We start from the raw sequence: 22,006 nt of genomic DNA, 5'->3' as shown, positions 1-22,006 counted from the left end.
ACCTTTAGCTAGTCATTACGAAGGAATGAACTAAAATAACATGCAAAAAAAACAAATAAATATTATGATCTAATTCTTATTTTTATCCATTAACCGAATTTTATTGATAATTTATGTATTTGAAAATAAATAGCCATTTAAGTCGCCGTACCCTTTCCTTTGGCCTTTTGATGGTTTTTTTGATCGTTTCAACAGCCATATCGCTAAGCTACAATCATTCAAATACTGATAAAAAACAGGCACCTAAAATAGCCAAGCCCAAAAGCATTCATATTCCAACCCCAGCTCCGACATCTGAAATGGTTTCAGGGGTTGTGAAATACTCTTTTGTCAGTTCTATACTATCCTCTGGTTTGACGAACAATGAATTAAAATCACTATTGAGTCTATTAGGTGATAATTTTGACATTATTAAATCAGTTAACAACGGTGATAAGTTTTCAATAAAAACCCAACATGATGGTACAAAAACAGAATATGTCAGTGCTTTTTACTATTTAGGTAGTGATATAGAATTTTTTGCTATGAGAGGGGCGGATGATAATATCTATAACGAAAATGGATATAAAATAAACAATGACTATGTATTCCCTCTTGCTAAGCATTATCGAGTGAGTTCATCATTCGATTTAAACAGGAAACACCCTATAACGAATCGAATTGCACCTCATTTTGGAACGGATTACGCGACACCTATTGGCACAGAGATTCATTCGTTGTCCAACGGTGTCGTTTTGAAGTCTCGATATAACCGTTTCGCAGGTAACTACTTAACCATAAAACACACTGATGGAAACTATGCGCGCTACCTTCATCTTTCAGAAAGACATGTCTTAGCTGGGGAATACATCACTAAAGGTCAGATAATCGGTCTTACTGGGAATTCAGGCCGAACAACTGGACCTCACTTGCATTTAGAGCTTTCGGTTGCTGGAGTACCAGTTAACTTCGAACAATATATCAATACAGACAGAAGTTATAACAACCAATTCATTTATATCGCTCAAGCAGAACGTAAACAGTTGATGAAAAATCTCGTTCAATCAAATCAACCACAGACATAACCCCATAGGATTATGTCTCCAGTCGGATCTTCGAGATAAAACACTCAATGCAATAGTATTTTATCTTTCAACAATTGGCGACACACAAAAACTTACTTTTCGCCGAATCCATTTCAAATCATCAACTGTTAAATCAAATGCCTGCTAGATGGATTACAGCATTTGAAATCTCTACGTATGCGCCCCTTACAATCGCTCACTGCAATAATATTGCCTGTAAGGACTTTCACTCTGATTAATCTAGGGCAACATAGCGCTTTACACGCCCTAACGAACCCTTACAATGTGCAGCAAATATATTTATCAAGGTTTATCTCTATGTCTATTCAATGGTTTCCGGGTCACATGCATAAAGCCCGCAAAGAAATCGAAGAAGTTATCCCACAAGTTGATGTGATCATCGAAGTACTGGACGCTCGTATCCCGTTCAGTAGTGAAAACCCAATGATCTCTTCACTGCGCGGCGATAAGCCTTGTGTAAAAGTGCTGAACAAGCGTGACCTTGCAGATCCTGAACTGACTCAACGTTGGATTGAGCACTTCGAGAAGGAGCAAAGCGTTAAAGCGATTGCGATTACGACTAGCGTAAAAGAAGAAGTTAACCACGTTATGGAGCTGGTACGTAAACTGGCACCGCACCGTGAACAGATGGGCAAAAACATTCGTACAATGATCATGGGCATCCCGAACGTGGGTAAATCGACCATCATCAACTGCTTGGCTGGACGTACGATTGCGGTTACTGGTAACCAACCTGCGGTAACTCGTCGCCAACAACGTATCAATCTGCAAAATGGCGTGATCCTTTCAGATACTCCAGGAATCCTTTGGCCTAAAGTAGAAAACCCACACAGTGGCTTCCGCTTGGCTGCAACAGGTGCTGTAAAAGATACAGCAATGGAATACGATGAAGTGGCATTCTACACAGTAGAATACCTAGCAAAGCAGTACCCTAACCTTTTGCAAGAGCGTTACCAAATTGAAGAGCTGCCAGAGTCTGACATCGAATTGATGGAAGCAATTGGTCGTAAGCGTGGTGCACTTCGTGCCGGTGGTCATATCGACATTCACAAATGTTCAGAAATCCTGCTTCACGAATTGCGTAATGGCACTTTAGGTAAGGTAACGCTTGAGTTGCCAGAAATGATCACACAAGAGCTGATCGAAGTTGAAGAAGCGGCTGCACTGAAAGCTGAGCAACAGATTAAGAAGAAAGAAGAACGTCGTAAGCGTTACCTGAAGAACAAGCGCTAATCGCGATTAGTTTTTGTTAATCTCCATTAGTTTCTGTTAACCACTCTTACACCAGCCTCTAAGATATTCACGTTCTACCGATAATAGAGCGTGAATATTGCCTTGTACCGTTTGTTGATCTAGCTAACATACTGACAAATCTATAGAAATGGTCGTTTACAATCCCAAAGACTGTGACATACTACGCAAATTATTGTGTATCAATCTCGGCTAATTTCTCAATGCGCTCTTATTCTGGGTTCAAGAATCAAAGATTTAAAACCTATTTCGATAATGAAATTTATTTGCCGTACATAAATTTCATCTACATCCCTATCTCAATATTCTGTGCTTTTATCGTCACCGACTACATCCACTTTGGTAGCGAGTGCATTACGCCTATCATTTTCCGAGTCATACTTTTTTTATTGATGATGGCCGCCGCCAGATACTGTATTACAAACAAACCCAACGTTTTGGAACTCGTAGAAAGTGCCTTCCTTGTAATTAGCTCACTTTTCTTGGTCTATGTCGGTCGACTAGCCATCGAGCTGAACAACTTCGATTACCAAGGTGGCATCATTTTAGTGATGATCTACATTGGTACGTTTTCAAGATTGTCAGCCAGATACAGTATATCTACGCTGTCGTTTATCTTTTTGGCTTATCTCATCGGCCTTGCGCCACTGCTTTATGAAGCGGAGCCAGAGCATGAAATAGAAACAATTTCCGTTTATATCTCGGCTTACATCCTAATCTCAGCGGCCTGTGTTAGACGTGACCTGGAAGTACACAAACGTTTCGCTCAATCCGAGCAACTCCGCAAACAAGCGATTCAGCTTCGCAAGCAATCTAATATGTTCGAGGCCCTTTCCTATAAAGACGCACTAACGGGCTGCTACAACCGCCTTTATCTTCATCAGGTGATAGAACCGAGCATAGACCGTCAGCGATCCATTACATCGCTCATGATAGATATTGATCATTTCAAATCGATTAACGACACCTACGGCCATCAAATGGGTGACATGGTGATTAAAGAACTGGCCGATGAGATTCAAAAACGACTACCGACTAGCAGTAACTGCTTTCGATACGGCGGTGAAGAGTTTTTGGTGCTGGTCCAAGGAGAAACCGAGGCTTCAATTGAATCGCTGGTTAATGCCCTTTTAGAATCCCCTACTCGCCTTAGATTAGAAGTAACAATTTCAATCGGTGTGAAACATGCCCCTCAAGCCCTTGGTTCTGTCGAGCAGCTTATCGACGACGCTGACCAAGCACTCTACATTTCGAAAAAAGGCGGTAGGAATAAGATCACATGGTGTGATTAATCGCCCAATATTTCACGCATCTTTGCGAATCATTAAAACGACCACTAATTCAATCAAAAAAGCCCCGAGCAACTTAATACTCGGGGCTTTTGTCTTTGTTCTTCTGCTTTAAAATAGCTTCGTTAAGAACCTGCTACTCAGCAAAAAAACAGTATTCAACAAGAATCGACTAAGAATACACAACGCTCGCTGTTTTCTGTTCAAGTTCAACGGGAGAGCTCCAAGAAATCACTTTTTCATTCACTTGGCTGCCACATGGTGCGTTCCAAACTTGCTCTAGTTCTTCTTTGCCACCAATCGCCTGATAAAAAGCAATCGCTTGGTGGTTCTCAGACATCACCTCTAGGTAAAGCCCTGAGTCCGAATAGTATTGCTGCAACCACTTCGACAATTCAGACAACAGACGCTTGCCTACACCTCGTCCACGATAATTATTATCTACATGTAACGCATCGATGAACGTACCACGCTCAAAGTTGTGATTACCGAACGCGCAGACAAAACCAACCAGTAAACCGCCTTCCTCAAGCAATAAAACATGTTGGTTGAAAGGAGGATTAATCAAACGAGTCTGCCAAATAACAGATCTGTCCTCCAAAACATCATGTTCTAGGTAATCATCAGCAAGAATGCCACGGTAATATAGCTTCCAGCTATCCGCGTGTAATTGGGCAATCCGCTCATAATCTTTATATTCAGCTACCTTAATTTCCATTTATTAGCCCTTAGTACTTCCATTTATGACTTGCTACTACATTTCACACTACCTTTATACAATATTTAAGCAAAACATACTAATACACGTTTACACTTTCAATATTGACTTACACGTGTACGCTGATATTCTAGCGCACAGATGTAAGCCCAATGGAAATTTGCTAATGAATAGTGCCGACAAACAATCTACAAAAAAGCCGCCATTAATCTGGCTCAATATTTTTGTGTTCTCTTTTAGTATGCTGCTTGCTGTTGTAGCGGCTCCCGTTTATGGCTACTTTTTTGGCTATGGCATGGAGCACTGGATATGGCTAGCAATCTGCTTTACGTTCTGTAACCTTTCAATCACGACAGGTTATCACCGCTTATGGTCACATAAAGCGTTTGAAGCGCATTCAAGCCTAAGATTCCTGTTTGCATTAGGTGGTGCATTTGCCCTGCAGAACAGCGCGCTACACTGGTCTTCTGATCACCGTGTTCACCACAAGCATGTCGATAACAACGACAAAGACCCATACTCTGCAAAACGTGGATTTTGGTACTCACACATTGGCTGGATGATTCGTAATTACAGCACCTCAATGTACGAAAACTACGAAAACTGCCGTGACCTTAAAAAAGATAAGATTGTTATGTGGCAGCACAAGCACTATATTCTGTTAGCATTACTAATGAATTTCGGTGTTCCTATCGCTTTAGGCGTGATTTACGGTGACGTGATTGGCATGTTGTTAATCGTAGGTGCAGTTCGTTTGGTACTTAACCACCACACAACATTCTTTATTAACTCTCTTGCTCACATCTGGGGTAGCCAACCTTTTACTGACAAAAACACAGCGCGTGATAACGGTGTGTTAGCAGTACTCACTTTCGGCGAAGGCTACCACAACTTCCACCACATCTTTGAGAACGACTACCGTAACGGCATCTACTGGTGGCAATACGATCCAACAAAATGGTTGATTAAGAGTGCTTCGTTGATGGGACTGGCAAGTAAGCTTAAGAAAACCCCTCAAGCTCGTATTGAGAAAGCTGAAGCGTCAATGTTACTTAAACGCACCCAGCAAAAAATCATGCATCGTGCCGACAAGCAACAAATCGCAGAGAAGCTTCAACAAGAGTTTGATGCTCTAGTATCAAACATGAACGAATATTACGAAGTTAAAAAACAGCTACTTGAAAGCAAGCGCGAAGACGTTGTGAAGAAGTACGAACACTCTGTTCTTAAGGTTCGTTATCAGCAAATCAAAATGAATTTCGAACAACAGAAGAAAAATTGGGCAATGACGGTTGAGCAATACGCTTAAGCTAAAACAGTACGCTTAACACCCCAGTAACAACACAGTTTGATTCTTATTCAAAAGCCCTCATATTGCTATGAGGGCTTTTTTTAATAAGCTGTCCCGTCCTGAAATGTGTTTACACATTGAGGACGAATTATGGCTACTTCAAATAATACCTACGTTAAGCGCACTCAGCGTGATTACACACTAGGCTTTAAATTACAGGTCGTCGCCGCTGTAGAAAGAGGCGATATGACATATAAACAAGCCCAAACCATTTATGGTATCCAAGGCCGTTCAACTGTTTTAACTTGGCTTCGAAAGCACGGTAAGATGAATTGGGCGCAAACTCCAAGGATGAATACCATGCACCAATCAACTAAGCCTAAAGAGTCACCAGCACAGAAAATAAAGCGTCTTGAGAAAGAGCTGGAAGACGAAAAAATCAAGAATCTCTTTTTAAATAGAGTGGTTGATATTCTTGATGCTGAACACGGAACTAGCCTCAGAAAAAAGTATCTCACCAAGGAGCAAGAAGCCTTCAAGAACAAGAAGGAATAAGTTTAGTTCGAGTATGTAAGCTATGCGGGATAACGAGACAAAGCGTTTATCAACGAGAAAAGCGAGCTGTTCATCGCCAGTTGGAACTTAAACCCATCAAACAAATGGTGTTGGATATTAGACGTTATATGCCTCGGGTTGGCACTAGAAAGCTCTACTTTTTACTTAAGCCAAAGTTGCAAGAACAAGGTATCAAGTTAGGTCGGGATGCTCTTTTCAACTACTTACGTGATGAACGGTTATTGGTAAGACCTAAACGTAGTTTTACGAAAACGACAAACAGTAAGCATTGGATGAAAAAACATCCGAACTTATTAAAGAACTACAAACCATGCACTCCAGAGGGTGTGTTAGTAAGTGATATTACCTATATCCAATCAGATGAAGGCATTCACTATCTCTCATTGGTAACTGATGCGTTTAGTCGGAAAATTATGGGCTACGAGCTGAGCAACGAAATGAAGGCGACGGATGTTGTGAAAGCGCTAGATATGGCTATTAAGGGGCGTCAATATCATCGTTCGTGTATCCATCACTCTGATCGTGGTCTCCAGTATTGCTCCGGTGTTTATCAAGATAAGTTGAAAAGTAGCGGCATAAGCCCCTCGATGACAGACGGTTATGACTGCTATCAAAATGCATTAGCAGAGAGAGTAAATGGAATACTGAAACAAGAGTTCTTACTTAATAAGTGTAAAAACCTCAGAGAGCTTAAACAACTAGTAAAAGAGTCTATAAGTACCTATAACAATATGAGGCCGCACCTTAGTCTCAGGATGAAAACTCCAAATGAGGTGCATGAAAAAAGCCAACAGCTGATGCTGTTGGCTTAGTAGAAATACTGTCAACGTATTTTAGGACGAGACAAGCATAACCTACTCGGCTCTGGCCCTATGCTCTCGAGTTTGAATTGTGGATGGTAAGAACCATAGTTATTGGATTTCAGAACTCTTTCTTCATTCTGAATTTATACTTATATTACTTAAACTTACCGAGTTTAAAGCGAAGGAATTGAAAATGAGCAAACTGACTATTATTGCAACGATAGTCTCTAAAGAAGACAAAACTGAGCTTGTAAAAGCTGAGATGATTAAATTGATCGATAAAACCCGTGTTGAAGACGGCTGTATTAACTACGATCTGCACCAAGATAACAGTAACCCTGCTCACTTCGTTTTTCATGAGAACTGGGAGTCTGAAGTTCATCTAGAGAAACACTTAGCGAGCCAACACATCGCTGACTACATGGCTGCGACTGAAGGTTGTATTGAAACCTTTGTGCTTAATAAAATGACGCACATTGCCTAACCAGTCACTCAGTACTAATTCAATAAAAAGCCCTGCTCTGATCGCAGGGTTTGTCTTTTCTACAAGCTTATATCTGCTCATTCTAATAATGAAAAAACCCGCCAGAGTAGCGGGTATGGTCAATAATCATGACTGTCAAAGACAGATAGGTAACAACCATCAATCCAATATTGAGTACCACTTTACAGTGGCACTCTGACATTTCTTTTGCTGATCGCTAGCACGGGGGCACTAGTTAAAAGCACGAGCCAAAATGCCATTCCCTTGATATTGGTAAACACTTGAATTACTACTTACAAAGACCGATTCTCCGGGTTTAAGAGAAACTGACCGTCCTTCTGAAGTGACGGTCGCCTCTCCTTCCACACAGAACAAGATCTCCGCGCTACGTAGATACTGTGACTTGCTCTCATCAGTCGCAGACAAGATATCAAAGCCAAAGTCATCCACTGGAATCGGATAACTCATCTTGCCCTCTTTCAATACAGGCTTAAGGCGGATATCTTCTGGCTTAATCGGCTCAAAGATTGTGTTGTCGATAAGCTCAGGGACATCGATATATTTGGGAGTGAGACCGGCACGCAGCACATTGTCTGAGTTTGCCATAATCTCTAAACCCGTACCTTGAACATAAGCATGTGGGGTTTCTGCGAACAGGAACATCGCTTCACCGGGCGCCAGCTCAACCGTGTTAAGCATTAATGGCGCAAATAAGCCAATATCACCTGGATAATGCTGTTTGAATTCGATGCTGTATTGAAGAGCTTCACGCCCCATGACCGTTTTGGCTGGTCGCGCATGTGCAGCATAAAGCTCATTAAGCGCAGACGCTTTGCGGTCACCTTCAAGAGACATAATGGCGCTAAAGAACGACTTCAAAGAATCACTGTCGGCATTGGCTTTTAGTACATTAAGCTCAATCGCTAACGAAGGAATATCCGCTTCTTCGAACAAGGCAATAATGTCGTCGATTGCACGAAAGCCATTCATCGCTTTGTAGAAGGTCAACGCATAAACCAACTCAGGTTTATGGTTTGGATCTTTGTAGTTGCGATTAGACGCATTCAAAGGGATACCAAGTGCATTCTCACGCTCAAAACCTAATTCTGATTTTCGCTTGTTCGGGTGAACCTGAATCGATAACGGTGTTTCAGCGGCCAACACCTTAAACAAGAAAGGCAATTCACCGAAACGAGCCGCCGTGTATCCGCCTAAGACATCGATTTTGTTTTCATCAATCATGTGAGAAAGCGATTCACCGGTATCGCCTACCTTTGAACAACCATTTGGATGAGCACCCATCCAAATTTCTGCTTGAGGTTCCTGGTTTGGGTTCACAATACCAAACAATTGGTTAATGGAGTCTTTGCTTCCCCATGCGTAGTTTTGAATAACGTTGTCGAGTTTAAATAGAGACATAATTACTTCTCATTAAAAATCTGGCTACCAAGCTTGAGCGTGGCGGCGATATTACGGGCAGTGCGAGTCAGGTTTTGATTCGCTTCTGATAAAACTTGGTCTAAAGACTGAGGTGAACGTACGGTTCCAAATAAGCTAGACATTGAGCCGTAAAGTTTTTCAACGTCTTGCCCCAAAGAGCCCGCAATTCCAATGGTTGGAATACTCAACTTTTGAGCTCGCTGAGCGATGCCGAAAGGTGTTTTACCTTGCAGGGTTTGGTTGTCCATCTGCCCCTCTCCGGTCACGACCAGTGAAGCACCTTCAAGAACCTTATCTGCATCCAAGGCATCTAATACCATCTCAATACCCGCTTTAATTTGGATATTGAATGCAAGACTTAACCCCAGAGGTGTACTACCAGCAGCACCAAATCCAGCTGTGTCGCGATGATTAGTACCCGTATGTGCTTGAGCGATATCGGCAAAGTGCCCGATCGCAGTATCAAGTTGTTCAACTTGAGCTTTTGATGCGCCTTTTTGCGGACCAAACACAGTACTGGCTCCGCTTTCGCGACATAATGGATTATTCACATCACACGCGACCACGAACGTCACTTCTTTGCATCTAGGGTGCAGTCCTTCAAGATCGATGCTTGCTAACCGGCTTAATTCGGCGCCGCCACCAAATAGCTCGTTGCCTTGCTTGTCTAATAACTTGCCTCCCAACGCTTGTAAGATGCCAGCACCTGCATCATTGGTTGCGCTGCCGCCCAAACCAATAATGATTTGTTCAACACCTTGATCTAGTGCATCTTTGATCAATAGCCCAGTACCAAACGAAGATGCGGTTAACGGTGCTCTTTCTTCTACGGTTAATAGGTCTAAACCCGATGCTTGAGCAAATTCCACCAAGGCAGTTTTTACGTTGGCGCCATCAACAGTCTGTTCCAACGAAGCCCAATAAGCCGTACATTCACGCCCGATTGGATCCGTCGTGTGCAGCCGTTGCTTCTTACCATTGAGCGCCTCTAGCAACACGTCTACCGTGCCTTCTCCGCCATCGGCGAGTGGCATTTTCACAAACTCTGCGTAAGGGAAAACATCGGCAAATCCACGCTCAATGCAAGACGCAACTTGATGAGCGTCGAGTGATTCTTTAAATGAATCAGGGGCAATTACAATTTTCATTGTCGTTCACCATTCCCGCCCACCAAGGTGAGCGGGTTATCGAAATTAGAATTTGATTTGGAATGTTTTTGCTTGGCAAGGTGCTATCTGGCCGAACTCTTCAGATGCTACATCACCTTCGCGTACGCGCTCGTCCATGCTTGTCTCTTTCCAGCTTGAAACCGCTTGAGTAAAAGAGATTGAATCCGATACTGAACCCGATTCTGCCGGGTTGTAGACACGCATGATCAGTGCATCTTCGTCTTCCGCTTTCTTCAGCACACTCAACACCGCGCCTGATTGTTGCTTAGACAGAAGGCTAAAACTCATAGGTAGGTTCTGCTCACCCACGTTGAGCTTCATCGCGTTGTAAGGGATCTTGTTGTAGCATTCGATTAGAGTGACATTGTCACGTGCTTGCGCCATGATGTTCGCGTCAATATGGTTACCAGAGAAGCCACACAGTGTGAATTCACACACTAATTTGCCGCGCACTTGTGAATCTGGGGTCGGGATCTTGATACCAGAAGGACGCCCCGGACGAAGCAATAGCTCTTCTTTACCCAACACGCCAATACCACGGAATAGTGTCAGTGCGAAGGTATCTCTATTTTCGTCACCTTTAGATGCAATCACTTCAAATTCACGCAGACCATTCGACATAATAGCCATACCCGCTTTGCCGTTTTCTAGCGCAGCAAAGTTCATTAACTGATACACAGGAACCGGTGCTTCTTTCCACTTCTCTTCTTCCCAAACCGCCATTGCAGGGTCATTGGTTGGTCGAGTAATACAACCGAACTGGTTATCTGCTACCACAGTTTCAGAAATAAATGGCGTAGGTACTAATACACGTACACGGTGGTCGTCGGCTTGGTTGTCCAATTCCATACGGACTTCGATGCGGCGAGAACCTTGCTTCAATACCACTTGGCATTGCGCTTCAACGAATCCATTTTGACCCGTGCGTTCTTCACGCTCTGTAAGGTTTGCTGGCACGTTCATGCGGAAAGCGATGTTTGCTACCGATTGGAAACCTTGGTGATCAATTGATGTTTCTACCGGGAATTCATCAGAGTACAACAGCCACTCTTGACGAGATGGAGAGTAATCGTACTCATCGCCGTCATCAGAACCATCTTCTAAACGAAGTGCTTGGTCGAATACTTGCTCTGTCTCTTTATCGAAAATAGTCAGAGTACCGTTGTCGTTTACATTAATTCGGTAGTATTCGTTCTCTAGCAAGTAGTCTTTCTGCTCTGCGACTTTAACTGCGCCCTTCTCATTACCTTGGATGTGTAACGTGGTGAAACCCATCGCTGGTACAGTGCGTTTGATTTGAATATCAAACTCCATGAACGGGTCGTAGTTACCGTAGTGAACGATTTGACGGTCTACTTTACCCGGGTCAATTTGGCGCTTGTCTTGGATGAAGTACTCAACTAGGTTTTCGTTTTCATCAAAGATAGAGAACTCTTGAGCACGGATAGTGATAGTGGTGTTAACCACTTCTTCACGCTCGTATGGAGAAAGGTTGAACATCGCCAGTTTGTCGCAACCTTCGCGATCTGGCATGTGGTCAACAATCTTACGCTTGTAGAAGTGAATCAGGTTGGTCGCCATGTCGTCAGCAAGGATGTAACGGTTTAAGATTTCAGCGTGTACCTTGTCTGAACAACAGCAACCAATAGAGTCATGAGCGTGGTTCTTCATGCTCTCTTTCCACATTTTCTCAATCAAACCGTGGTGGTATTCAAAACCTAATGTCCAAGCGATAGACGCTAGCGGTTCTAAGATGTTTACAATCTTGTTTTCGATTTCTGCGTGGATCAGTTTGATGTCCATACGCGTAGAAGAGATCGTACGGTGAACACGCATGTATTTACCGTCGTTGAACTCGCCTTTGATTGTGTCGAGTTGGTCGCGCGCCGCTTCTACTTTCTCGAACACTTCTTCGTAACGGCTCATTGAGAACTCGCGATCTGGGTAGATTTCGCGAAGCTTGTCCATTACTTCAAAGATGTCTTTTTGAATCGGCATTTGGTCGTGGCCGTTCGGTAGCAAGATATCTTTAGTCACCGATGGCTTTTCTAGCACTGGGAAGTACTTATCTAAACGAGCACGCAAGCCTTCTTCGTCTTGTGGAAGGTATTTACCAATCGCGTAACCCAGCGGAAGCACTTGTGCCGTTACTTCACTGCCGTCATTAGACTGCCATAAGAATTCTGTTTTGTTGGTGCCATGACGCTCTGAACAACCACGCCAGAACATTGCACGCGTGATGTCGAAGCCGTTGTAGATCATTGGCAGCTGTGAGCTCATGCTGAATGAATCTGGTATGTAACCAATCTTCATTGCATCGCCAAACTTCATGCAGTCACGAATGCCATACATCATGTTACGTACAATTGACTCACCAGAAACTTGCATTGTGTCGGTTTGAGAATACCAAGGGCCAATAATTAACTTGCCCGCTTCAACCAATGCTTTTACGCGCTCTGTGTTTTCTGGTTTGATTGCAAAGTAATCTTCTAGAACGGCGGTTTGACCATCTAGAACGTAATATTTGTATTCTGGATCGCTCTCCAGACGGTTCATGATTTCTTCCATGTTGTTCACAAGAAGAATACGAGACTCTTCTGTTGTGAAATACCATTCACGATCCCAGTGCATGTGAGGAGTAATGTGTACGCGTGATGTAGTCATAATCATTTACCTAAATGTGTCGCTTCGAGTAAAACTAAAGTTCGAACCCAAATACGACTAAATTAAAGTTTTTCAAGGGGTTAAAATTGGCTGCCACTAAATTTAGGGTGCAGAAAACCACGCCCAGAATCTGTGTGAATAAAACCGTTAGGAGCACAGGCATTTAGGACAGCCAAGTTGTTCGTTATTTTTTATACGGTGTTTTAATTGCGAGCTAGAAGCTAGCTCAAAATTCAGTTAGTTCTGTGTTGCAGTACTTGCTTCAAACTTACCCTTTTTTACAGCGTGACCACGCCACATCAGAAGAGTAACAGTTGAAATCACTGTGCCGACAATCGCAGCACCGAACCAGATTGCAGCAGCAGAGAATGCGCCCAAACCTGAATCGTGTAACAAGAAAATAGAGAAGATACCTGCGCCCGGAGTGGATAGACCAATACCTGCCGCACCCACCATTGCACCTGTTACTACAGAGCCTAGTAAGAATGAGCCGATTACACGGATTGGATCTTCAATCGCCATTGGGATTGCACCTTCAGTAATACCCGCAAGACCAAGTAGCCATGTAGATTTACCGGTTTCAATCTCAAAGTCTTTGAATAAGCGTGGAGCAATCATGGTAGAAGCCGTTACCGTGAACGCCGATACCATTTTTACTGAGCCAAAGATTGCGTAAGGACCATAAACACCGTTTGCCATTGCACCTAAACAGAATGCGTAAGCAGCTTTGTTTACCGGACCACCTAGGTCGAATGATACAAACAGACCTAAAATTGCACCCAATAACAACGCATTGGTGCCTGACATACCGTTCAACCAGTCCGTTAAACCTTGGTTTAAGAACGCAACAGGTTTACCGATAACAAACAGCATCAAGCTACCCGCTACCAAAGTACCAATCACCGGGTAAAGGTAGAAAGTAAGGAAGCCGTTAAATGCAGGGCCTAAGCGAACATGCTCTTTCACCCAGCGCATCACGTAACCCGCAATCAAACCACCAACAACACCGCCTAGGAAACCTGAACCAATGATGTTTGCAGCAATACCCGCAGCAAAACCAGGACCAAGTGCCGGTTTGTCGGCTAATGAGTAAGCAGTGTAAGCTGCCAGTACTGGCACCATTAATGTACCTAATAGGCCGCCACCTAATTTACGATACATCCACAGCCAAGAATCTTTTGTTGCGTAAAGCTCTTGCAGGTCAAAAATTTGCGCAATAAGAACAGCAACCGCAAGAACAGTACCACCAGCAACGATAAGAGGAACTGCGTAAGAAATACCAGAAAGCAGCGCTTGTTTAAGCTCAGTTTTCAGTGGCAGTTTTTTCGGTTTGTCATCAGTAGCCACTGTACGCTCTGCACCGTTACCTTTTTTCGACTCTTCAATCGCTTCATTTAGAATGCGTTCACCGTGTTTAATCGGTTCTGCAACTGGCGTTTCAACACGAGGGATTCCGTTAAAACGATCCACTTCTTTAATCGCGACTTCAGCAGCAAAAACACACGCCACAGCATTGTTTAATTGCTCAGCCGTCAAACGATCTTCAATGCCATTTGCGCCCTGCTTTTCAACATGAACCTTGTAGCCAAGCTTTTTGCCCGCTTTTTCAAGGTATTCTGCAGCCATATAGGTGTGAGCAATGCCTGCAGGGCAAGCAGTAACACATACAATTGTCGGCGCATTTGTATCTAAGTTGTCTTGTTTTTCTTCTTGCTGATTATCGCCATCAAGAAGCGCGAAGATTTCATCAGCGGTTGTTGCTTTTAATACTGCTTCACGAACATCGTCATCAACCAATGTGGTTGTCAGTTCGGTCAGCAGGTGCATGTGGGTAGAACCCGCTTCTGCATTTGGAATGGCAATTAGGAAGATAAGATTCACATCTTCGTCTTCATCTAGGCCTTTCCATTTCATGTCTTCTTTCAATGTTGCAACAGCGAAACCAGCTTCTTTAACCGCGTCAGTCTTGCCGTGCGGTACTGCTAGGCCTTCGCCAAGCGCTGTCGGGCCTTGCTCTTCACGAGCAAATACTGCATCAAGATACTCTTGTTTGTTGTGCAGTTTGCCTTGCTGATTCAGTTGGTCAGCAAGTGCGTAAATCGCTTCTTCTCGACTGCTAAACGTAGTTTGCAGATTTACGAGCGACTTATTCGTTAGAGTAGTAAGTTTCATAACCTTTGTCCCATAGTCACGGATTAGTACGACAGTCGTCCCTGTCGACGAGATGAATAATACAACTTCAAGACATTTAATCCGTGATAACGATCTCATCAATACATATTTGTATTTAATTTGTATTTAAATCGTATTGGTAAATCCTTTAAGAAAGCTTGTTATGTATCGTTTAATTTGTATTATATGTACTACAAAACGCCGATACGACGCTCACACTAACCTTTAAAGCAAGGCTTATATAGAGCAAATTTACGTATTTAAGGTACAGGTTGTTAATCAAAGTCTAGTTGTCCTAGCGCACAAATGAGGCAAAAATGGCAAGACTCCCTATGTATCGCCAAATCGCCGATGCAATAAGAGAAAAGATCAGTTCTGGTGAATATAAAGTTGGAGAAGCACTCCCAACGGAAGCGCAATTGCGTGAAGTATTCTCGGTAAGTCGTGTAACGGTTAGACAGGCGCTGAAACTACTGATCGAAAACGATGAGCTGGAAAGCGTTCAAGGTAGTGGTACTTACGTCAAAGAGAACAAGATCAATTACGACATCTACAAACAGTCGAGCTTTCAAGAAAAGTGGGCGCATTTGGATGTGGTTACACACAGTGAAGTTCTGGCCTTCGAAATGAAGCCGTGTTCTTTGGCGATGTCTGAACATTTAGATATCAAAGAAGGCGAATTGGTTTTCTACGTAAAACGTGTTCGTTTCATAGACAACAATCCAATCACGGTTGAAGAAACTTGGTTACCTGTTGCCCTATTCCCAGATCTCACCTATCAAGTGATGCAGACATCAAAATACGACTTTATTGAGAACACCAAAGGCATGGTGATTGATCGAAGTGAGCAGGAATTGGTACCGATTCTTCCGCCTGAAGACGTTGCTAAACAGTTAGGTATTGACCCAGCTCAGCCTATCATTGAAAAACGTACTCGCGGTTACCTCGCCAATAACACGGTGTTTGAATACAGCCGTAACTACTTCACGTCTAACGATTACCGATTTACTTTGGTCGCAAGACGCCAGAGATAATGCTCATCAGCAAGTTTCGATAGTAGCAAAATGACCAACACAGAGAGCGCCTTGCTCTCTGTGTTTCTGAGCTGTTATTTCAATCATAAACCCAACTTTCCTCCCCAAATATTCCTAAACCAATATCAAGTAACCTCACGAAAGATCATTCACCTTCATTTAAATACTGTTCGCGCGCTTTGACCATAAACTAAGCGCCAAATTACAAGAACAACAGTCGACAGGAATGTAGATGAATACCAAACAACTTGAGGACGCTGTAAGTGAAGTGAGCTTATTCAATCAGCACCTCCACTTAATCCAATCCGTGCATACCATTCCGACCCCAAAAATGAATTGGGAGTCGATTGCGATGGAACATGCGCCGACAATGCCAACGGTTCGATTCGCTCACTGTCTACTCATCAGACTAACACTTAGTTCGTCGTGTTAAATCACTTTATATACAAAACCATTATGTCGAAACACACTATCTCACGAACATCGCACCCATTAGCAAATACAATTTCATACACACGATTCCTACCAAAGCTACCTTTAGTTCTAATCGCTTTCTCTATGCCCCTATTCGCAGAAGAAGTTGAAGAAGTGGTACTCGAGGACGAAGTCGTATTAAACGAAGAAGCTGAAGAATCGCCTTATTATAACTTGTGTTTTAGCGCTTACTTATGGGAAGTAAGTAGGTGTTAAACATAAGTAATCTTTAAACATAAGTAGGCTTCAAAGCTAAGATTCTCACCTCTTTACCCCGATAAATACCCACTTCGTTACACGTTTCCTTCCAAAGCACAAAAAACACTCACGATTTATAAACGAAACCTCCATATGCAACTAGAACAACCAAAGGTGATCCAAGTTATATTCTAACGAGCCGCAAAATTTGTTTATTAACATCTAAACAACAGTAGTTAATCACGATTTACAACCACAATTAACATCAAAGAAAATGTTTGTCTTAGATCATATCAACCTCAACTATGCCTCGTGCCACAGTGCAGTTTTCTGTACATTCATTGTCATATTCTGAAACACTTTCTTATATTTTTTAAACTTTGTGGAGATTTCTATGTTAGAGCTCTTGATCGGATTAGTGATTACTATTGCTGTTGGTTACTTTATTGTAAAAGGCTATAAAGCGGCGGGTGTATTACTAACTGCTGGCCTTGTCCTACTTCTTATCACCGGCCTTATTGGTCACACAGTCTTACCCGCTAAGGTCGCTTCAACAGGTAACATGGTTACCGACTCACTAGAATTCGTTAAGTACATGCTTCAGTACCGTGGAGGCGGCCTAGGCATGCAAATCATGCTTCTTTGTGGCTTTGCTTCTTACATGACGCATATCGGCGCAAACAATGTGGTAGTAAAACAATTCTCTAAACCGCTTGCTGCTATCAAATCTCCATACGTACTTCTTGTTGCGGCTTACATCGTAGCGTGTCTAATGTCTCTAGCAGTAAGTTCTGCAACAGGCCTTGGCGTGCTATTGATGGCGACCCTATTCCCAATGATGACGGCAATGGGTATTTCTCGTCCAGCAGCGGTGGCGGTTTGTGCATCACCTGCAGCAATCATTCTTTCACCAACGTCGGGTGATGTGGTTATCGCAGCAGAAAAATCAGGTATGTCTCTTGATGTGTTTGCTGTTCAAACGGTACTGCCTGTTTCTATCTGTGCGATCATCGTGATGGCGGGTGCGGCTTTCTTCTGGAACAAATACCTAGATAAGAAAGAAAACACGCCAATGGAAAAAGTAGACGTTTCAGAAATTGAAACGAATGCGCCGGCTTTTTATGCTGCTCTTCCATTCTTACCTATTTTTGGAGTATTTCTATTCAACGGTCGTACCATTCCGGGCCTTTCACTTGATATCTACACCATCGTAGTAGGTTCAATTTTCGTGGGCGCTGTTATCGATTACGTTGTGAAGAAGTTTGACGGCGAAAAAACACTAGAAGACCTAGATTCTTGCTACCAAGGTATGGCCGAAGCATTTAAAGGCGTAGTAATGCTGTTGGTTGCGGCGGGTGTATTTGCTCAGGGCCTAATGTCTATCGGTGCAATTGATAACCTAATCGGCCTTGCTGAATCAGCTGGCGCTGGCGGTATCGCATTAATGCTTATCCTGACTGGTCTAACAGTTGCTGCTGCTATCGCGACAGGTTCTGGTAACGCGCCATTCTATGCATTCGTAGAACTGGCTCCGTCACTTGCTGCGAAAATGGGCTTGAACCCTGCGTTCCTAATCATCCCAATGCTTCAAGCGTCTAACTTAGGCCGTACAATTTCTCCTGTTTCGGGTGTAATTGTAGCGACTTCTGGCATGGGTAAAATCAGCCCGTTTGAAGTCGTTAAACGTACTTCAGTACCAGTAATCTGTGGTCTTATCACGGTGATCTTCGGTACGCTTGTTCTAGTACCAATGGCAGCTTAATTGTCAGTAAAACAGACATGATTATTTGGATATAAAATGCCCTAATAAAAAGGCGCTGAACTTAGTAAGTTCAGCGCCTTTTTTAATGTCACTTTCTCACATCGTCAAAACTATCGAGACATGTATAAACAGTCAGGCTTGAAATAGTGTTATCTCAAAGGACCAAGCCCTACTTCATTTCACCATAGCGTTCTAGATACAGAACCGTGGCAGCGGTACGGGAAGGCACTTGCAGCTTTTTCAGTAGACTCTTCATATGTACCTTAACTGTCGATTCAGAAATGAACAGGTGATCAGCGATCTGCTTATTGCGGTAACCTTTCGCGACTTCTTGAAGGATCTGCATTTCGCGTTCAGTCAATTGTTCGAAGATATCATTGCGGCTTCCAGCATCATTTAGGTAACGAGCAACCACACTGCTGTAAGCCTTGTCACCGCTGTGTGCTTGCTTAAGCAGTTCAATTAACTCATCGGGTTCAGTGTCTTTCAACAAGTAGCCATCAGCGCCTGCTTTTACAATCGCTTCAATGTCTGCAGGGCTATCAGAAACCGTTAGAATAACAATGTTTGCGCTAGAACCGTCAGTGCGAAGTGCTTTCAAGGTATCTAAACCAGACATGCCCTTCATATTGAGATCCAAAAGGATCAAATCAGGTTCTTCTTCATGAGCAAGAGCAACCGCTTCAGTGCCGTTACTTGCTTCTGCAATCACTTCGAATTCGTCTTCAAAGCTCAGTAATTGGCTTATACCTCTGCGCATCAATGGATGATCATCAACCAGCATTACTTTACAAATCGTCAACTTTAACTTCCTTCAAACTTTTATATTTCAATATGACTGTACAGCCTTCACCTTGCGCCGCTTCAATCGTCAAGTCGCCATTCAGTCTTGCCGCACGCTCCTGCATAATGCTCATCCCGTAGTGGTTCACCTTGGAACTACTTGAGTCAAAGCCATCTCCATTATCTTTTATCACGACTAATACTTCACCGTCCTCATCGATACAGCATACATCTATCAAGTCGGCATTGGCGTGTTTTATTGCATTTATTGTTGCTTCACGAATCAATTGAAGCAAGTGAACCTGACTATGCGCATCAAGCTCGATCGATGATAGATTATTAGTGAGGTTAATCTTCGCATCGGTTCTCTCGCTGAGCGCCTCAAGCATGGTACTTAAGGCGTCTCCAAAGTTGCCCTCTTTAATGGTCAACCTAAATGTGGTGAGTAGCTCTCTTAACTGGGTATAAGCGTCGGCTAAGCCGTTTCCGATCTCAGACGCGATTTGTTCAGATTGCTCTCGGTGCTGTTGCTCTGGCAGTTTGCCAATCACACGCTTTAATAGTGTAACTTGAATTTTCAAGTACGACAGTGATTGAGCCAATGAATCGTGGAGTTCACGTGCAATCGTGGCACGCTCTTCCATGATAATAAGCTGTTCAGCTTTCTTTTGAGCACGATTGTAGTAGATCGCTCTCGATAGCAGTTGAATGAAGCTTTCGATCAGAGCTTTAGTTGAGTGCCCGTGGTGATATGAACAGTATAAATAGCCGAGAATAAGTTCGTTATCGTCGAGTTTCATCTCAAACTTTTCGTAGTCTAAATTCGAATCGTAACCTTCATCCATAATCAATGAACGGCCTGAGTTATCGACAATCTCGAGCCTCAGTGATCCAATCCCTTCCAAGCTCACGAGATGCTGCAAGATAGCTCGGAAGTTTTCAGGAGCAATACGCGTCACCGTGAGCTCTTGTGACGAGTTATAAAGTGCCTGCAGCGACTGGTTCGCATTTTGCAGCTCAATCGTCTTTGCATCCACCACATCTTCAAGGTTTCGATAAAGCACGCCTAAATCTTTGGCCATCGAGTTGAAGGTTTGGGTCAAAATGCCCATTTCGTTGTTACTGGTCACCTTGAGTTCTACCTCGAAGTCGCTGTTTTTGATTCTTTGGCTCGCACCGACAAGAGCATGTAGCGGTTTAACAACCTGTTTACGTACAAAGTGAACAACAAAAAGAGATATGACCAGAATCCCACCAAGGCCGATACCACCAGCCCACGCTAACTTTATTAACTTGTCTTCAGAGAACTCTTGCAGCTTATAAACGAAGCCATCGATTTCAGCCACGAAGTTTTCAACCAACACGAGATAGTGATCGCGCTCTTCGCTATTCAAGACCTGTTTTAGCTCATGCCAACGGCCGATAATTAAATAGTAATCTTCTGTGATGTCTGTCGGAACATTCCAACTGACCAAATTAGTCATGGATGGCGAGTAAAGAGAACTTTCGAATTCACGAATATGAGATTCATAATCGACAGATTCTATTTGAATATCATGGGCTAAACGGTAGCTTTGCATTCGCATTGAACCGGCCACGTTAACCGCTTCCGCATCATTCAAACTTGAAGCCAAAGTAAAGATGGCAAAGCCAGTCGTAGCAACCGACAACAGCAGTATAGAGAGCAAAGATTTTGCTATCGTACTTGTTACAGATGAAACCGGTTTTATAAGCAAAAGTGCCTTCCTATTGATAAATGACTTGCCAGCGATATCGTATTGTCACACATCAAAAATCATAGCTCCATTCAATATGTGATCACTCGCTCCGTAATTTATTGATCTAAGACAATATATGCCCCCAATTAGCCCTTAGGGGGTATTTATACAATTGTTTCTAAAACTACACTACTTGTGAGGACTCATTACAAGATATTAATAGAATAATGACCTACAATTACAACATCTTAGTAACATCTATAGGTATCTAGTGGTAGATCTATCAAAACGCCGTCTTTTTTCAAGACGAAAAGTTGACTCAAGCCAGATTCGTTTGCCTTGGATTGACAGCCTAGAAAGCTTTACAGATGACTGTACTCGCTGCGGTAAATGCATCGAGAGTTGTGAGACTAAGATAATCATTGTAGGCGATGGTGGTTTTCCCACTGTAGATTTCTCTATTGATGAGTGTACGTTCTGCTATCAATGTGCAGATGTTTGTCCCGAACCCATTTTTAAGCCAAAGCAAGGAGAGCCTTGGCAAGCAAAAGCACAAATCTCTGATAAGTGTTTAGCGCAACAAAATGTTGAATGCCGAAGCTGTGGTGACATGTGTGAACCTATGGCCATTCAATTTGAACTTAGAGCAGGCAGTGTTGCTCTACCAAAAATCGAGTTAGATGAGTGTAGCGGTTGTGGGGCCTGCGTAGCAATTTGCCCTACTTCGGCTATTCTTGTGAGTAATGCATAAAACAAAAATAACGAGAGCAATTTATGGCACTAAATGAAGTGCATATATCAAGTTTAGTCGTGCATGTGAGCCCTGAGCATCTAAATGAGATCAAAGCGGAGATCGATCAATTCGATAACGCTGAAATCTACGGAGATAGCCCTGAAGGCAAAATCATCGTGGTCCTAGAAACTGAAAACCAAGGTTTTGTAACGGACACCATCGAAGCAATAAACAACATTAAGAACGTTTTGGGGACAGCTTTGGTTTATCACCAAATCGAAACTGGACTCGACGAAACGGATTTAGAAACTGGAAGTAACAATTCTCAACTTGAGGGTGAAGTATGAAAATGACAAGACGTG

Annotated in this window: 18 protein-coding genes; 11 read left to right on the top strand and 7 right to left on the bottom strand. The window is 42.9% G+C overall.

The genetic code is table 11. The annotated features are described in order from the left end of the window. Window positions 1-113 precede the first annotated feature (113 nt). The 3 genes from A136_RS03525 (at window position 114) to A136_RS03515 (ending at window position 3,628) form a co-directional block, all read left to right on the top strand. Complete coding sequence (locus A136_RS03525; RefSeq protein WP_017064506.1) at window positions 114-1,064, top strand: peptidoglycan DD-metalloendopeptidase family protein; 951 nt, start codon at window positions 114-116, stop codon at window positions 1,062-1,064. A 318-nt stretch (window positions 1,065-1,382) separates the two neighbouring features. After that, window positions 1,383-2,318 (top strand): ribosome biogenesis GTPase YlqF, encoded by a 936-nt coding sequence (ylqF, locus tag A136_RS03520; RefSeq protein ID WP_017064505.1) that lies wholly within the window; start codon window positions 1,383-1,385, stop codon window positions 2,316-2,318. Between the two features lie 284 nt (window positions 2,319-2,602). Next, a complete protein-coding gene (locus A136_RS03515; RefSeq protein ID WP_029235220.1) occupies window positions 2,603-3,628 on the top strand; it encodes a GGDEF domain-containing protein in 1,026 nt (341 codons plus the stop codon). Window positions 3,629-3,797: 169 nt separating this feature from the next. Here A136_RS03515 and A136_RS03510 read toward each other — a convergent pair whose 3' ends face one another. Next, a complete protein-coding gene (locus A136_RS03510; RefSeq protein WP_017062600.1) occupies window positions 3,798-4,343 on the bottom strand; it encodes a GNAT family N-acetyltransferase in 546 nt (181 codons plus the stop codon). Window positions 4,344-4,509: 166 nt separating this feature from the next. Here A136_RS03510 and A136_RS03505 point away from each other — a divergent pair, with 166 nt between their 5' ends. The 3 genes from A136_RS03505 to A136_RS03490 all read left to right on the top strand — a co-directional run bounded on the left by A136_RS03505 (window position 4,510) and on the right by A136_RS03490 (window position 7,497). Beyond that, window positions 4,510-5,652, top strand: a complete 1,143-nt coding sequence (locus tag A136_RS03505; protein ID WP_017064503.1) for an acyl-CoA desaturase — start codon at window positions 4,510-4,512, stop codon at window positions 5,650-5,652. A gap of 132 nt (window positions 5,653-5,784) precedes the next feature. Continuing rightward, a protein-coding gene (locus A136_RS22105) for an IS3 family transposase (RefSeq protein ID WP_141707892.1) occupies window positions 5,785-7,022 on the top strand; the annotation gives its coding sequence in 2 pieces (ribosomal slippage) (window positions 5,785-6,157 and window positions 6,157-7,022; 1,239 coding nt in all). A 184-nt stretch (window positions 7,023-7,206) separates the two neighbouring features. Then, the gene (locus A136_RS03490; RefSeq protein ID WP_017062602.1) at window positions 7,207-7,497 is read left to right on the top strand and encodes a putative quinol monooxygenase; all 291 of its coding nucleotides are present in this window, start codon (window positions 7,207-7,209) and stop codon (window positions 7,495-7,497) included. Window positions 7,498-7,728: 231 nt separating this feature from the next. Here the strand turns inward: A136_RS03490 and manA are convergent, their stop codons facing one another. From manA to mngA, 4 genes are all read right to left on the bottom strand, one after another. Next, complete coding sequence (gene manA / locus A136_RS03485; protein ID WP_017064502.1) at window positions 7,729-8,916, bottom strand: mannose-6-phosphate isomerase, class I; 1,188 nt, start codon at window positions 8,914-8,916, stop codon at window positions 7,729-7,731. Between the two features lie 2 nt (window positions 8,917-8,918). Beyond that, window positions 8,919-10,085, bottom strand: coding sequence for a glycerate kinase (locus tag A136_RS03480; RefSeq protein ID WP_017064501.1), 1,167 nt, complete (start codon window positions 10,083-10,085; stop codon window positions 8,919-8,921). 45 nt (window positions 10,086-10,130) lie between these two features. Next, window positions 10,131-12,770, bottom strand: coding sequence for a mannosylglycerate hydrolase (gene mngB / locus A136_RS03475; protein WP_017064500.1), 2,640 nt, complete (start codon window positions 12,768-12,770; stop codon window positions 10,131-10,133). A 237-nt stretch (window positions 12,771-13,007) separates the two neighbouring features. Further along, complete coding sequence (gene mngA / locus A136_RS03470; protein ID WP_017064499.1) at window positions 13,008-14,942, bottom strand: PTS 2-O-a-mannosyl-D-glycerate transporter subunit IIABC; 1,935 nt, start codon at window positions 14,940-14,942, stop codon at window positions 13,008-13,010. Window positions 14,943-15,259: 317 nt separating this feature from the next. On the opposite strand from mngA, the gene A136_RS03465 reads away from it, so the two are divergent. From A136_RS03465 to dcuC, 3 genes are all read left to right on the top strand, one after another. Next, window positions 15,260-15,976 (top strand): GntR family transcriptional regulator, encoded by a 717-nt coding sequence (locus A136_RS03465; RefSeq protein WP_009845448.1) that lies wholly within the window; start codon window positions 15,260-15,262, stop codon window positions 15,974-15,976. Window positions 15,977-16,208: 232 nt separating this feature from the next. After that, a complete protein-coding gene (locus A136_RS22925; protein ID WP_081326280.1) occupies window positions 16,209-16,409 on the top strand; it encodes a hypothetical protein in 201 nt (66 codons plus the stop codon). 633 nt (window positions 16,410-17,042) lie between these two features. Then, window positions 17,043-18,410: an anaerobic C4-dicarboxylate transporter DcuC gene (dcuC, locus tag A136_RS03460; RefSeq protein WP_017064498.1), complete on the top strand. Its 1,368-nt coding sequence runs from the start codon at window positions 17,043-17,045 to the stop codon at window positions 18,408-18,410. 169 nt (window positions 18,411-18,579) lie between these two features. On the opposite strand, the gene A136_RS03455 is transcribed toward dcuC, so the two are convergent. Together A136_RS03455 and narQ are read right to left on the bottom strand one after the other, a co-directional pair. After that, entirely contained in the window at window positions 18,580-19,212 is a 633-nt protein-coding gene (locus tag A136_RS03455) for a response regulator (protein WP_017062609.1), read from the bottom strand. Then, window positions 19,199-20,929 carry a nitrate/nitrite two-component system sensor histidine kinase NarQ gene (narQ, locus tag A136_RS03450; RefSeq protein ID WP_017064497.1) on the bottom strand — a complete coding sequence of 577 codons (1,731 nt, stop codon included), beginning with the start codon at window positions 20,927-20,929 and terminating at the stop codon, window positions 19,199-19,201. Before narQ ends, A136_RS03455 begins: the two co-directional genes overlap by 14 nt. Window positions 20,930-21,182: 253 nt before the next feature. On the opposite strand from narQ, the gene napF reads away from it, so the two are divergent. Next, on the top strand, window positions 21,183-21,662 hold the full coding sequence (gene napF, locus A136_RS03445) for a ferredoxin-type protein NapF (protein WP_017062611.1): 480 nt from the start codon (window positions 21,183-21,185) through the stop codon (window positions 21,660-21,662). A 23-nt stretch (window positions 21,663-21,685) separates the two neighbouring features. Continuing rightward, window positions 21,686-21,991: a chaperone NapD gene (locus A136_RS03440; protein ID WP_017062612.1), complete on the top strand. Its 306-nt coding sequence runs from the start codon at window positions 21,686-21,688 to the stop codon at window positions 21,989-21,991. The last annotated feature ends 15 nt before the right edge of the window (window positions 21,992-22,006 follow it).

The organism is Vibrio crassostreae 9ZC13, assembly GCF_000272045.2.
Taxonomy (GTDB): domain Bacteria; phylum Pseudomonadota; class Gammaproteobacteria; order Enterobacterales; family Vibrionaceae; genus Vibrio; species Vibrio crassostreae_C.
The sequence above is the reverse complement of the archived record's forward strand: the minus strand, read 5'-3'. Positions and strand labels throughout refer to the sequence as shown.